We start from the raw sequence: 13,661 nt of genomic DNA, 5'->3' as shown, positions 1-13,661 counted from the left end.
GCTGGATAGGATCATGAGTAGTTAATTTAAAAAAGAATGAGCGAAACGCATTATAAAGTACCCACCATGGCCGAGATGGCGGCCGAAGGCAAATCACCCGAAATTCTTTTCTGGGTGGGCTGCGCGGGTTCATTTGACGACCGCAGCAAGAAAATTACGGTGGCTTTTGTAAAAATCCTGAACAAGATCGGCATCGACTTTGCCGTGCTGGGGACCGAGGAAGGCTGCACCGGCGACCCTGCCCGCCGGGCGGGTAACGAGTTTCTGTTCCAGATGCAGGCAATGGCCAACATCCAGATGCTGGATATGTATAGTGTCAGGAAAATCGTGACGGCGTGCCCTCATTGTTTCAACACGCTTAAAAATGAGTACCCCGAACTGGGCGGCAACTACGAAGTGATCCACCATTCCGTCTTTCTGCAGCAGCTCATCGACGAAGGACGCGTGAAAGTGCAGGGCGGAGACAACTTCAAAGGCCGCAAAATCACTTTCCACGACTCCTGCTATCTGGGCCGCGCCAATGGTATCTACGAAGCCCCGCGCACAGTACTTGAAGCCCTCGACGCCGATTTGGTAGAGATGAAGCGCAGCCGAGCCAAGGGGCTTTGTTGCGGGGCGGGCGGTGCCCAGATGTTCAAAGACGCCGAGCCGGGCCGCAAGGAAGTGAATATCGAGCGCATCGAAGAAGCGCTCGGCACCGGTGCCGACACCATTGCAGTTTCCTGTCCGTTTTGTATGGTGATGATGACCGATGGAGTCAAAAACAAGGAGAAAGAAGACTCTGTCCGCGTACTCGACCTTGCCGAACTCATTGCCCAGGCGGAGGGTTTGTAAAGCGCTGAGGCCGCTTTTGCTGGCTTTTCTGAAAAATCGGGTAAGATGCCCGTACCACTTGCCACTTCGAATAGTTAGTTTTGCACCTTGCCGCCTAAACTTATGTTTGGCTTTGCGCAACTCATGAACTTTATTTTCTTAAACTTATAAGTACCATGTACATTCGTTTTGACGATATAGATTTCGATTCGCGCCTGTGGATTTATCAGGCCGATCGTTCCCTCACAGATCAGGAAGTGAGCCTGATCAACCAGACCCTGGAAGCTGCCATTGATGGGTGGGAGGCTCACAATCAGTCTCTGCTTGCTTCGGGAAAGGTTTTTCACAATCGCTTTGTAGTGCTTGCCGTGGACGAGTCGCACGAAATGCCCAGCGGCTGCTCTATCGACAAGTCGGTGCATTGGCTGCAGGAGTTGGGAGGCAGGTTGAATGTTGATTTCTTCGACCGCTCGGTCGCTTACCTTGATGCTTCGAAAGCTGTACAGACACTGCCTGTTGCAGCGGTCAAGCAAGCCATTGCCGACGAGGTCCTCTTCTCCAATACGCCCGTGTTTGATAACCTCGTCTCGACCAAAGCCCAGTGGATGAAACGCTGGAAAGTACCCGCCGACCAGACCTGGCTGAAGCGTTTTTTTAAGGAAGAAAACGCTTAATCAATGGATAGTGCAAATGGGATATTAGATAGGACGCATTGCTCCATCATGGCCGATGGTGCATTTATCAGGCATTCCAAAGGGTTACTGAAGAGATTTTCAAAGGCTGCCGTTCTGTTTACCTTCGTTTTTATCGGTTTTGGTTGCGAGGATAAGCACACGCTTTACAAAGCCTATGAAGACATCGAAGACGGACAGTGGTTTGTGGAAAAGAAGTTCGATTTTCGGTTTGAGATTAGCGACACCACGCAGGCTTACAATCTCTACTACCTGGTACGAAATGCGCAGCAGTATCCTTATTACAACCTTTACCTTGATCGTGTGATGCGGGGGCCGGATGGGAAAGTCATCTTTTCCCGGCTGGATGAAATGTACCTTTCAGACGAAGTGACGGGAAAGCCGCGCGGTAGCGGACTGGGCGACCTATTCGATCACAAGTTTGTTTTTCAACGCAACTATCGTTTCCCCAGGCCCGGAAAGTACACCATCACCATTGCCCAATCCATGCGGCAGAACCCGCTCCCCTTCGTTTTAGGAGTTGGTCTGAGCATCGAGAAAACACCCAACGGCTCAATTGCCAATTGATACGGCAACCCGGATATCATTCATCATTCATCACTCGTCATTAAAAGTGCCCACCCTATTACCTTTCTTCCCTTTGAATCTCGTCGCCTACCCCGGCGAAAAATTGAATCTTCATATTTTTGAAGAACGTTACCGGCAGCTCATCAATGAATGCCTGGAAGAGGAAAAAACGTTTGGCATCCCTGTTTTCCTCGACGACCGGCTGCCTGGGTGCGGTACCGAAATGAAAGTGACCGCCCTGCACGAACGCCATCCCGATGGAAGTATGGATATTTCAACCGAAGGAATCAGAGTGTTTAAGCTGGAAACGTTCGACAACCCAATGGGGGATAAACTTTACGCTGGTGGCGAAATCACTTTCCTGCCCGAAGAAACCGACCTGATTCGGCCTCTGCCGCAATTGGCTGAACTACTGGACACTCTTTACAGTCTGCTAACTACCCCCGTTGAATATGACGCAGAGCAAAAGCCATTTTCCTTTCAGATAGCACACAAGGTGGGGCTGTCGCTGACTGACGAATACGAACTACTTACTTTACAGCGAGAGAGCGCCCGGCAGCAATTTCTGATTCAGCATTTACAAAAAGTAATTCCGGTCGTGGCCGAAATGGAGCAGACCAAGAGCCGCATCAGAATGAACGGTCATTTCAGGAATCTTGATCCCCTGAATTTTTAGGTGCCCCCGGGTTTCCATCGTTGCCAGGTCGTGGCTTCCGCCGCTGCGGACGGCGGCGTTTGGGAGGATTCGGTTTGTTTTCGGCAGTTTTTATGACCAGATCAGTCCCTTCGAGGGCTTCCTTCGCAATGGACAACGGTTCATCGACAGGTGTAACCTCAAAGCCTTTGTCTTCTTTCTGAGTTTTTGATCGGGGTTTGCGTTTTGACCGCTGCGGGTTGCCGGGCCGGCGGCGGTTCTCCCTAACCTCCTGCACCTGCACCCGTTCTTTTTCTTTTTCCTCTTGTACCTCTTTGCCAGGTTCCCCCAGCAAGAATCCGAATGGCTCCGTACTTTTATTGGCATCAAGAATAACTTTCAAAATAGCCGTCAGCGGCAAAGCCAGTATCAGTCCAGGCAAACCCCAGAGCTGCCCGCCCAGCAGCAACATGACGATGGCAGCCAGGGGGTTGATGCTCACTTTGGAACCGACAATGTTGGGCGTAATAAAATTCCCTTCCAGAAACTGCACGAAGCTCATCACACCGATGACGCCCGCGGCATACCAGGCAGAGTCTTCGGTGATGATGCTCATCAAAGCCGGAAACAACGACCCGATCAGGATACCAATGTAGGGAATCAAGATTAGAAAAGCCGCCAAAAAACCGAAGAAGACGGCATAGTCGATGCCCAGGATCAGCAAGCCGATGGTGTTGAGCACTCCTACAATAAAAATGACCAGGACCAGTCCTGCCAGGTAGCTTTGAATGACCTCGTATATTTTGTTCAGGATTGTGTTCAGTTTGTACTTGGGTACTTTGTGAAATGCTTTGTGGACAAACCGACGGAAGAAATCGCGGTACAGCAGAAAGAAAAACACATACAGCGGCACCAAAGTAGCCGTGGCGAGAGTGCCCGTGGTAGCCATTACCGTATTGAGCAACGTGGTGCGACTTTCAGCAAGGGCGTTTATGAGGTACCCCTTGGCCCGGCTGACCTGCTCCGTACGGCTTACGTTGAAATAGCGCTCCACCATGGCAGTCGTCTGCTCCAGCAGTACTTCGGCTTTTTGAGTGAGGCGCGGGATTTCGTCGGCGAATGCCCCGACCTGGATGGTTACCAGCCAGATAAGAGCGGCGATAATAACAATGAATAGCAGGATGCTGAGGATGATAGCCAGTATCCGGGGAAACTTCCAGCGCTCCAGCCGCTCACAAACCGGAAAAAGCAGAATGGAAACCAGCACGGCGAACAGGAGCGGAATCAGCGTTTCGTGCAGCGCATGTAGTATATACACCCCTGCAATGAGCGTAACCAGGATAGCCGCCGACTTAATGTACGCGGGCCTTTTCTTACCTTTGTGGGCTACGGTCTCGGCGGAAGAATTCATGGGAAAGTTTGTTTATTTTTGGTTTGCGTTGAAAGTGGCCCTTTGTGGCTGCGGTACTGACAAACGTGAAAACGGCTTTGATAAAGCCCGTTCGGCGCACAAAGTTAGTAAAATAGGCAGGCTTCCGGCTATTGCCAACGAAAGTTCGGGCTTAGCCCGTAACGACGCGCGTGGCACGTTGTGGACGCACAACGACAGCGGCGGTCAACCCGAACTTTATGAAGTGGACATGAAAGGCAACCTGCTGTCCACGCTGCCTGTACCGGATGCCCGAAATGTAGACTGGGAAGACATGGCCCAAAGCCCCGATGGAACGCTCTACATCGGCGATCTGGGCAATAACGCCAACGAACGGCGCGACCTGACGATCTATGCGCTTTCGCTCGGAGCCAAAACCACTGCCGCATTACACATCCAATATGCTGATCAAAAAGACTTCCCACCCGTACCTGACGCCCGGAATTTCGACTGTGAAGCATTTTTTTACCATAATAATCACCTCTACCTTTTCTCAAAAAACCGAAGTAAGACCAACCAATACGTTAAGCTATACGAGTCCCCTGTCCAGCCGGGAGACTACACCTTGCCTGTTAAGGATAGTGTGCTGGTAAAAGACATGGTGACGGCAGCGGATATCAATCCTTCGGGAACCGCCTTTGCCTTGCTCACTTATGGCAGGATTCTGATATTTGAAATAAAGGAGGGGAGAATCGATTTCAATAGCCCCAGCGAATGCATCAAGATCGGGAAAGCGCAGCAGGAGGCGCTTATTTTTCTGAACGACAATGACTTGTTAATGACTAACGAGCAGGGACAAATGTACCGAATCCGGCGGCGCTGATGTTAAATTTATGTTATGAATGCCTTTTCTTAGATAATCCAAGCTACACATCTACTAATTTCGGTCATGCATACACTTCAAACTACCTTCCTCGCATGAGTGCCGCAAAAGCTACCCAACCCGCCCAGAAAATTCTAGTTGTGGATGATGACGAAGACATCGTGGAATTGTTGGAATACAATCTGGAAAAGGAAGGATATGAAGTAAAAACGGCTCTTGATGGTAAGAAAGGCCTGAAAATAGCCCGCGAATTCCGGCCCGACCTCATCCTGCTCGACATCATGATGCCCCGGCAGGACGGCATCGAAACGGCCCGTATGATCCGGGACGATAGTGATCTGCGGGATACCTACATTCTGTTTCTCACCGCCCGCTCGGAGGAATATTCCGAAATTGCCGCCTTCGAGATCGGGGCCGATGACTACATCACCAAGCCTATCAAGCCCCGCGCGCTGATGAGCCGTATCAATGCGCTGTTCCGCCGCGAAGCTCAGAAGTCAGATCCCGGCGAGTTGATTGAAATTGCCGGATTATCCATTGACCGAAAAAACTACACCGTTACGCAGAACGGAAAATCGGTTATCCTGCCCAAGAAGGAGTTTGAACTACTGTTTTTTCTTGCGCAAAGTCCCAACAAAGTATTCAGCCGGGAGGAGCTGCTCCAAAAAATATGGGGAGCCGACATTTATGTGCTTGAACGTACCGTGGACGTCCATATTCGCAAGCTTCGCGAAAAACTCGGCGAAGGCTTTATCAAAACCCTGAAAGGGGTGGGATATATGTTTACGGACCAGGCGGAGTAAAAAGAGGGGTAAACGGTCAAAAGGTTGAGGGTTACCGGCGCGCAAGTTTCAAAAAACGCCAGGATGATTGTCGATTACCCATTCACCCTTAACCGCTTAACCGCTTAACCGCTTAACCCAATCAATTGCTTCCCTTCCGCCCCGCCTTGTACGCGTCGTATTCTTCCAGCAGTTTCACCATATCGCCTTCGGTCTTAAAGTTCAGCTGCTCTTCTTTGATTATGTAGTTCATCAAATTTTTCTCGTCGCTCAATAATTTCAGGAGTTCTTTCTTGTCATTTTTCTTGATGGGGTACATTCTGCCGCCTTTGAGGACGTAGAGCTGCTCAACATCGTCAAAACGTTTCGTAGCTGTGGCGGAGTTATAGGCTTTCTCTTCCCGCATCCGCTTGCTGTAATGTTTAAGCATCTTGGTATTTCCATCGTGCAGTACCTGGTAGAAGCTATTTTCGGTCAAATCGCCAACCGCCGGAAAACCTCGTTGGAATTCATAAAGTGCGTCACCCGTGGGTATGGAAAAAGAAATGATTTCCGGTCCCAGACGATAACGCTTGCCGTCTTTCTCGTATTCCAGTTCGTCTTTATAAGCATCGTAGCGCATTGGCACGCCGTCATAAACCTGCTCGTCTTTAGCTGTCCTTACTATACCTTTGTTAAACTCCTCAACCAGATAAGGTGAGCCATCTACATCGGTATAGGCCATTTCGGTCACTACGCGGCCGTTGATGTCCTGCATGAATTGTGCCTGGGCCACGGAGGCAAGGCATATAATTCCCATTAAGGGGGCTATGATCTTCTTCATGATTTCATAATAATTTGGGGTGAGAGAGAATTCCGTACTTTTGTCAAAAAAATTGTTCCACTCGACTTGCAACTGAACGAACAACTCAACCAGATCGGTCAAAGCCTGGCCGGAATCGTCCCCGAACTATTTCTGGCCATTTTCTTTTTGGGCTATTTGGTGGCGGAATTATTGGTCAATCGTACTCCAGATAAAGAAAAATCCGCTTCCTGGCTCTTTTTCATTAGTCTGGGGGGAGCCATCATTGCGCTGGGACTGATTGCGGGCCAGTGGGATACGCCGCCCGATTTCCGCTTTCGGCCTTTGCTTTTCCTGGATAACAAAGCCGTTTTTTTCAAGATACTGGTCGTTACGGCCTGGTTATTCACGCTGTTGCATATACGACTCCTGCGCTACCGCTTCCCCCCGGAGCTTAACGGCCTGCTCATTGCCGCTGTGTTGGGCATGTGCCTGCTGAGCATGGCCACACACTGGCTCACGGTCTATCTGGCATTGGAATTGCTTTCGCTAAGCTCCTATTTGCTCGTGGCGCTTTCTCCCGCTAAAAAAGCGGCCGAAGGGGCCTTGAAGTACCTGCTTTTCGGAGCCATCAGTTCAGCCATCATGCTGTACGGAATTTCTTTCCTTTACGGACTGACGGGTACTTTAGACTTCACCAATCCAGCCATGCAGCTGGGCCTGGCCGCCAACACCCCACTCGTAATGAACGTGGCGATGCTGATGACCCTGGGCGGATTACTCTTCAAACTTTCGCTCGTCCCCTTCCACGTCTGGACGCCCGATGTGTACGAAGCGGCTCCCACGCCTCTGGTGTCGTTTCTGTCGGTGGCTCCCAAGGCGGCCGTGCTATTGGTACTTATGCGCGTGGCTACGGCTTTTCCCGCCGAACTGCTCCCGCTGCTGGGCGGCATCGCGCTGGTGAGCATCACCGTAGGCAACGTCGCCGCGCTTTGGCAGCAAAATGCCCGCCGACTCCTGGCTTATTCTTCCATTGCGCAGGCGGGTTACCTCATCGTGGGAGTTGTAGCCTTCAACCAGCTGGGTTTCGAAGGTGCTACTTTTTATGTCGCGGCTTATCTGCTGTTGAACATGACGGCCTTCCTGCTGGTGGATCTGCTCCTCCCCCGGTCCGACACGCCGCTGGCCGATTACAAAGGTCTGGGCAAACAACACGCCTTGGTAGCTACCGGACTGACGGTAGTTATGGTAGCCTTGGCCGGGTTGCCACCCACGGTGGGTTTTACGGCCAAATGGCTGGTTTTTTCCGCTTTGTGGGACAGCTACCAGCAACAAGAACAGCCGTGGCTGATGTGGCTACTCATCGGCGGCATCGTCAACGCCGCCATTTCGCTGGCCTACTACCTACGGCTGCCCTATTTGCTTTTTTTCAAGAATGCCACCAACCAGCCCCTCCCTGCCATCTATTCTTCCGGTGGAAAAATAATCTCGGGCATTCTGCTGGCAGCGATCCTGGTGCTGTTCTTCAAACCCGAATGGTTGATGGGGCTGATTCAGGTCATTTAGCGCCAGTCAATATTCCCTATACCGCGTCTGACAAACTCGTGAATGTGAACTCCCGGATCTTCATGGGCGGAATCAGGTAGTTGCGGTTCGATTCCGTGCTGACGGTGCGCTCGGGTTTGCCGAGGGCTTCGAGGTTGTTGAGCATGATGATCGGGCTTTCGTTGAAACGGAAGTTCTTCACGGGGTACTTTATCTTCCCATCCTCGATAAAAAACGTTCCGTCGCGGGTCAGGCCCGTAAGCAGCAGCGTTTGCGGGTCGACTGTGCGAATGTACCAAAGCTTCGTGACCAGAATGCCGCGCTTGGTACTTTTGATCATGTCTTCCAGCGACGAACTACCTCCCTCCATAATCAGATTGTTGGGAAAAGGCGTTGCCTTCACCCCTTTCTCTTTGGCCCAAAAACGCGAATAGGCCAGGTTTTTCATGACGCCTTTCTCAATCCAGTTGATTTTTTCCTGCGCTCGTCCGTCACCCGACCAGGGCGAGGCGGGTAGTTCAGCATTGGCAGGATCGGAGTAAATCGTCACGCGCTCGTCCACGATTTTATCGCCCAGCTTGCTCTTGCCACCGGGTTTGCTTAGAAAAGAGCGGCCTTCGTCGGTAGAGCGGGCGTCGAGGTTGAAGAAGATATTTTCCAGCAAGACCGAAGCCGCCGTAGGTTCCAGAATCACGGTGTATTTACCGGGTTCCAGCGCCCTCGCATCCACCGAGCCGAGGCACTTCTGCACGGCGATTTGCGTGGCCGACTTTGTATCAAGTTTGTCAAAATCGCTGAACCCACGAATGACGTAGCCCGAACCCTGCCCGTCTTCGGTACGAACGGTCAGCGAAAAATTGACATTTGTGCTGGGGTAGTAGGCAAAAAGTCCCTTGGAATTCATCATCGCCGAATAGCCTTTGACATCATCCAGAAAACCCGCTCCGACCAGTTTTTTATCCCGTGTTTGTTGCAAACTCATCGCCACGGCCTCCGCCCGTTTATCAGGGTCGACGCTGGCGGTAGACTCAAAAAACCCTTTGGACTTCATGTACGTTTGCGGTTCCAGTACACCTACGTACTCCGGGTTTTCGGGCGCAAGCTGCGCCAGCTCTTCCGAACGACGAACGCACTTTTCCAGCGATGCATCATCAAATTCATCCACAGTGGCAGTGCCTACTTTCTTGCCAAAAGACGACTGTACTTCCAGATTCTGGTTGATTAACCCACCACTCGTGGATACTTCGTTGCGGGCGTAGCGGATATTGCCGCGCTGTTCGCCCAGGATGTTGGCCTCGCATTCGTCGGCTTTAGAGAACGCAAGTACTTTTTGCAGAAGGGCTTTGGCCTCTGCTTCGGTTAGGATTACGGACATGGCTATTTATATTTTTCTGGCTGTATTGATCACATTGACTCCATTGAAACGCGTGGTGGAACTACCATGCGATACGGCGCTCGACTGGCTGGGTTGACCCTTGCCATCGAAAAACGAACCGCCGAGGCGGTAGTCGCGCTCGTCGCAAATTTTGGTGCAGGAGTTCCAAAATTCCTGTGTATTGGACTGGTAGGAAACGTCTTTTAGCATCCCGGCGATTTTCCCGTCTTTGATTTCGTAGAACAGCTGACCACCAAACTGGAAATTGTACCGCTGCTGGTCAATGGAAAAAGAGCCGTCACCGATGATGTAAATGCCTTTTTCGACGTCTTTGATCATATCCTCGACCGACAGCGGCGTCTTGCCCGGCGCGAGCGATACGTTGGCCATCCGCTGGAATTGCACCGAGCTCCAGCTATCGGCGTAGCAGCAACCCTGCGAACGCTCCTCGCCAATGATGTGCGCCTGATCGCGGATAGCCTGGTAGTTGACCAGCACACCATCCTTTACCAAATCCCACTTTTGGGTATCGACGCCCTCGTCGTCCCAGCCAACGGCTCCCAGCGAACCGACCTGCGTTTTGTCAGCAAAAAGCGTCACTTCCGGGCTGCCGTACTTGAAGTCGCCCGCCTTCCACTTATCCAATGTGGCGAAGCTCGTTCCGGCGTAGTTGGCCTCGTAGCCCAGTACGCGATCCAATTCCAGTGGGTGGCCGACCGACTCGTGAATCGTGAGCCAAAGGTGTGAGGGATCGAGGACGAGGTCGTACTTTCCGGCTTCGACCGACTTAGCGGTGAGTTTTTCTTTAGCCTGTTTAGCCGCTGAAACTACGTCTTCCAGCATGTCGTAGCCTTTATTATAGCGCGTCGTGATGCCCTTGATGCTGTCCGTCGGATTAGCCTGCAGGTAGTCGTAGCCCATACCCATCGGCGCGCTCAATGACTGCCGCGTCTCGAACTTGCCGCTCTTGGGATCGATGGCCGTAACATTAAAAATCGGCCACATCCGGTGAATGTCCTGATCGATATACGAGCCGTCGGTACTGGCAAAGTACTTCTGCTCGTTCACCTGAAAAAGCACGGAGTTGACGTAGTTAGCACCATTTTTCATCGCCGCGTCATTCACCGTGAGCAACAAATCCACCTTTTCTTTGATGGGTACTTCAAAGGCATTTTTCTTGATCGGAGCCTTCCAGCTCACTTCGCCGAAGCCCTTTTGCGGAGCTAGCTGCACGGGTTCCTTCATCAGCTTGGCGTTGGCTTTCGCGATGGCTACGGCTTCTTCGGCGGCCTTGGCGGTTTGGGATTCACTTTTGGCATCCACCACGGCGGCAAAGCCCCAACAGCCATCGGCGATCACCCGCACGCCCACGCCGTACGACTCGGTATTGACTAGGTTCTGCACCTTATCCTCGCGCGTGACGACAAACTGGTTCAAGTACCGTCCAATTCGAATGTCGGCGTAGGTTGCTCCTTTAGCAGTGGCGGCATTGAGGGCGGCGTCGGCCAGGCGCTTCTTCAAGGCCACATCTAGCGCGTTTTCAAGCAGCGCTTCGGGCGTGACGGCCCGGCCCAGCACCGGAATCGTCGGTAGCATTAAAGCGCCCGCGCTCATTCCGGTCAATTGCATAAAATCCCTTCGGTTCATGGCTGATTGGTTTTTGGTTAATCTAGGTTTTTGTGAGGAGAAGTTTAATAAAGTTTTGCAAAACCCTTATAGACAATCTACATGGCCTGCAAAATACACACAATACCTCATAAAGTAGCTCTTCCCTAATTTGTCAAGCTTTTCATTTGGCAAAGTTCTATACCCCGATGTTCAATTTACTGACTGTACTTGCGTTCTGAAATGCTTTACCGAAAAACCTTAAACCTTGTATTTCTACAATACATCCATTTACTTTGAATCTCAAAGTTCTTTAAATAAGAAAGTGGAGAGATTTAAATCGACTGGTAGTTCCGGATTTCATCAGAATGGACGGTCAGCCAGTGTGGAATACTTTGTTGAAAGCAACTCGGTGGTGCGGCAGATTTGGGGAAAGAGCGACACCATTCTTTTCATATTTGCGGGTGCCGCCGCCGAATTCGCCCTCAACAAAGCGGTGGACTGGCTGTACTTTACGGGACGCCTGTCTGCCGATCCTCTCGGCAGACTTTTCTCAACGGTTTCCTACGCGAGGACGATTGTCTTCTCAGAAAAAAAGTCCGCCCTACGCGCCATCGATTCTATAGCGACAATCCACGGGGCAGTTGAAACAAAGCGCGGCGCAAGTATACCTGACTGGGCTTACCGTGATGTACTTTTTCTGCTCATCGACTACTCCATCCGTTCCTTCGAGGTGCTGGAGAGAAAGCTGACCAGGCCCGAAAAGCAGGAGGTTTTCGACGTCTTTTACCGGGTAGGCAGCAGAATGGGAGTAAAAGGGTTGCCCGACACTCTTGAAGACTGGGAAGAGATGCGGCAATCTCACCTTCACCAAAACCTACGGCGCAGCCACTACACGGATGACCTGTTTAAGCAGTACCGCAGCCACCTGGGTATGGTACGGTACCGCTTATTACTGGAAGCACAAATATTGGTAGTTCCACCAAAGGTGCGCGCGTTGCTCGGTTTGCGACGCATCTCACTTTTAACCCCCTTGCTTGGCCTCTACAAGTTGAGCAGGCACATCAAGCTCGATTGGGTTTTGAAGAATCTCATTTTACCGCCTAAGTATAAGGATGAGTTTATGAGGCTGGACACGGTACCCGCTTCGCAGCAACGCATCAGCTCAACTCACTAGATCAAAACTACCCCTTCACATAGGTCGTCCCGTAAGGTGCACGTTGCGGACGCGACAGCATCGAGTTGGCTTCGGCGTCGTTGAGGAACCGCTCCTTTTCGGGATCCCATTGGAGCTTGCGGCCCAGCTTCATAGCCGTGTGGGCCAGCAGGCAGGCTGAGCAGGAGCGGTGGGCGATTTCGACGTGGCTGATCGTTGGCTTGTCATTTTGGATACTTTCCAGCCAGTTGCGGTGCTGCTCAGGGCTTTCGTAGAGGTGCACCTCATTCGCGCCGATGACCGAGCCAAGGATTTTCTTGTCGCTGGCCTTAAAAGATTCGTTTTCCTTGGCGGCTTCCGCCGCGCCGGGATCAGACGCCGTCACGCCCACGTTGCCGCGCGATACGAAAATCCAGCCATCGGTCCCCTCAAACTTCACCCCGTTGGGATTGTCCCCGCCGATTTCCATGACCACTCCGTTGGCGTATTTCGACATTACAAGAAAGCTGCCGTGAACGTTCCAGAGGCCTGAGCCGGGCAGTGGGAACGAACCTAAACCTGTAATCTCGACGGGACCGGTGAGTTCGGTATCCATGCCCCAGTGGGCAATGTCGAGGTGGTGCGAACCCCAGCCCGTGATCATGCCCGCGCCGAACTGCTCCAATCGCAACCAGCCCCCTCGTCCGCCCAGGCTATCCTGTGGGTGAACCCGATCCAGCGTATAGTACACTTCAGGCGTAGAGCCCAGCCACATATCGTAGTTGAGGTTAGCGGGCACGGGCATTTTTTCGGGATTTCCGCCCGCCGGATCGCCCGGCAGGCCAACGTACACTTTTTTCAACTCCCCAATACGACCGTTGCGCACCAGTTCGCAGGTACGCTTGAACTGCGGCCAGGGATCGGCGGAGCGCTGCTGGCTGCCGAGCTGGAACTTGATCCCTTTTTTCTGCACCATGTCGCTCAGCATCCGGCCTTCCTGAATGGTCAGCGAAGTAGGCTTCTGCATATACACATGCTTCCCGGCCACGGCGGCCTCCATGGCGGGTTGCGCGTGCCAGTGGTCAGGCGTGCTGATGATGACGGCATCAATGTCTTTACGGGCCAGTAATTCCTTATAATCGTCGTAGGTTTTTACGTCCACGTAGTTGTCCTGGCCGGTCTTGTCGGCGTATTTCTTTTCAATCCATTTTTTGCCCATCGCCAGGCGATTTTTATCCAGATCGGCCACAGCAATGACGCGCGCCACTTCGTTCTTCATCGTTTCGGGCAAATCGTGCCCACTGGAAATGCGCCCGAAGCCGATTTGCCCAATATTGATCTTATTGCTGGGCGCATTCTTGCCAAATACGCTGGCAGGAACGATGGTCGGAAATACGGAGGCAGCGATGATGCCGGCGGTGCCGGTAGCGCTGGTTTTTAAAAAGGAACGGCGGTTTTGGTTAGTCTCTTTCATATCTTT

General features: G+C 52.0%; 13 protein-coding genes. 8 read left to right on the top strand and 5 right to left on the bottom strand.

What is annotated here, in order from left to right; all coding sequences use genetic code 11:
• The first annotated feature begins 36 nt into the window (after positions 1-36).
• The 4 genes from IE117_RS00290 to IE117_RS00275 all read left to right on the top strand — a co-directional run bounded on the left by IE117_RS00290 (position 37) and on the right by IE117_RS00275 (position 2,748).
• Positions 37-834, top strand: coding sequence for a (Fe-S)-binding protein (locus IE117_RS00290; RefSeq protein ID WP_189562266.1), 798 nt, complete (start codon positions 37-39; stop codon positions 832-834).
• Positions 835-989: 155 nt separating this feature from the next.
• Positions 990-1,487 carry a hypothetical protein gene (locus tag IE117_RS00285; protein WP_189562264.1) on the top strand — a complete coding sequence of 166 codons (498 nt, stop codon included), beginning with the start codon at positions 990-992 and terminating at the stop codon, positions 1,485-1,487.
• Positions 1,488-1,535: 48 nt separating this feature from the next.
• A complete protein-coding gene (locus IE117_RS00280) occupies positions 1,536-2,072 on the top strand; it encodes a gliding motility lipoprotein GldH (protein WP_189564162.1) in 537 nt (178 codons plus the stop codon).
• A gap of 46 nt (positions 2,073-2,118) precedes the next feature.
• Positions 2,119-2,748, top strand: coding sequence for an LON peptidase substrate-binding domain-containing protein (locus tag IE117_RS00275; RefSeq protein WP_189562262.1), 630 nt, complete (start codon positions 2,119-2,121; stop codon positions 2,746-2,748).
• Here IE117_RS00275 and IE117_RS00270 read toward each other — a convergent pair.
• Positions 2,720-4,117: an AI-2E family transporter gene (locus tag IE117_RS00270; protein ID WP_189562260.1), complete on the bottom strand. Its 1,398-nt coding sequence runs from the start codon at positions 4,115-4,117 to the stop codon at positions 2,720-2,722. The two genes, IE117_RS00275 and IE117_RS00270, sit on opposite strands and share 29 nt — an antisense overlap.
• Between IE117_RS00270 and IE117_RS00265 the strand changes: the two genes are divergently transcribed.
• Together IE117_RS00265 and IE117_RS00260 are read left to right on the top strand one after the other, a co-directional pair.
• Positions 4,116-4,958, top strand: a complete 843-nt coding sequence (locus IE117_RS00265) for an SdiA-regulated domain-containing protein (protein ID WP_189562259.1) — start codon at positions 4,116-4,118, stop codon at positions 4,956-4,958. The genes IE117_RS00270 and IE117_RS00265 overlap by 2 nt on opposite strands.
• Positions 4,959-5,053: 95 nt before the next feature.
• Positions 5,054-5,761, top strand: a complete 708-nt coding sequence (locus IE117_RS00260; RefSeq protein ID WP_189562256.1) for a response regulator transcription factor — start codon at positions 5,054-5,056, stop codon at positions 5,759-5,761.
• 121 nt (positions 5,762-5,882) lie between these two features.
• Here the strand turns inward: IE117_RS00260 and IE117_RS00255 are convergent, their stop codons facing one another.
• On the bottom strand, positions 5,883-6,563 hold the full coding sequence (locus tag IE117_RS00255) for a hypothetical protein (protein ID WP_189562254.1): 681 nt from the start codon (positions 6,561-6,563) through the stop codon (positions 5,883-5,885).
• Between the two features lie 66 nt (positions 6,564-6,629).
• Between IE117_RS00255 and IE117_RS00250 the strand changes: the two genes are divergently transcribed.
• Positions 6,630-8,087, top strand: a complete 1,458-nt coding sequence (locus IE117_RS00250) for an NADH-quinone oxidoreductase subunit N (RefSeq protein ID WP_189562248.1) — start codon at positions 6,630-6,632, stop codon at positions 8,085-8,087.
• 16 nt (positions 8,088-8,103) lie between these two features.
• On the opposite strand, the gene IE117_RS00245 is transcribed toward IE117_RS00250, so the two are convergent.
• Together IE117_RS00245 and IE117_RS00240 are read right to left on the bottom strand one after the other, a co-directional pair.
• Positions 8,104-9,441, bottom strand: a complete 1,338-nt coding sequence (locus tag IE117_RS00245) for a TldD/PmbA family protein (RefSeq protein WP_189562245.1) — start codon at positions 9,439-9,441, stop codon at positions 8,104-8,106.
• Between the two features lie 6 nt (positions 9,442-9,447).
• Entirely contained in the window at positions 9,448-11,088 is a 1,641-nt protein-coding gene (locus IE117_RS00240; protein ID WP_189562244.1) for a TldD/PmbA family protein, read from the bottom strand.
• Between the two features lie 343 nt (positions 11,089-11,431).
• Here IE117_RS00240 and IE117_RS00235 point away from each other — a divergent pair, with 343 nt between their 5' ends.
• On the top strand, positions 11,432-12,223 hold the full coding sequence (locus IE117_RS00235) for an oxygenase MpaB family protein (protein ID WP_189564161.1): 792 nt from the start codon (positions 11,432-11,434) through the stop codon (positions 12,221-12,223).
• A gap of 7 nt (positions 12,224-12,230) precedes the next feature.
• On the opposite strand, the gene IE117_RS00230 is transcribed toward IE117_RS00235, so the two are convergent.
• Positions 12,231-13,655, bottom strand: coding sequence for a Gfo/Idh/MocA family protein (locus IE117_RS00230; RefSeq protein ID WP_189562242.1), 1,425 nt, complete (start codon positions 13,653-13,655; stop codon positions 12,231-12,233).
• Between the last annotated feature and the right edge of the window lie 6 nt (positions 13,656-13,661).

The organism is Persicitalea jodogahamensis (assembly GCF_014651615.1).
In the GTDB taxonomy this organism is placed as follows: Bacteria; Bacteroidota; Bacteroidia; order Cytophagales; family Spirosomataceae; genus Persicitalea; species Persicitalea jodogahamensis.
The sequence above is the reverse complement of the archived record's forward strand: the minus strand, read 5'-3'. Positions and strand labels throughout refer to the sequence as shown.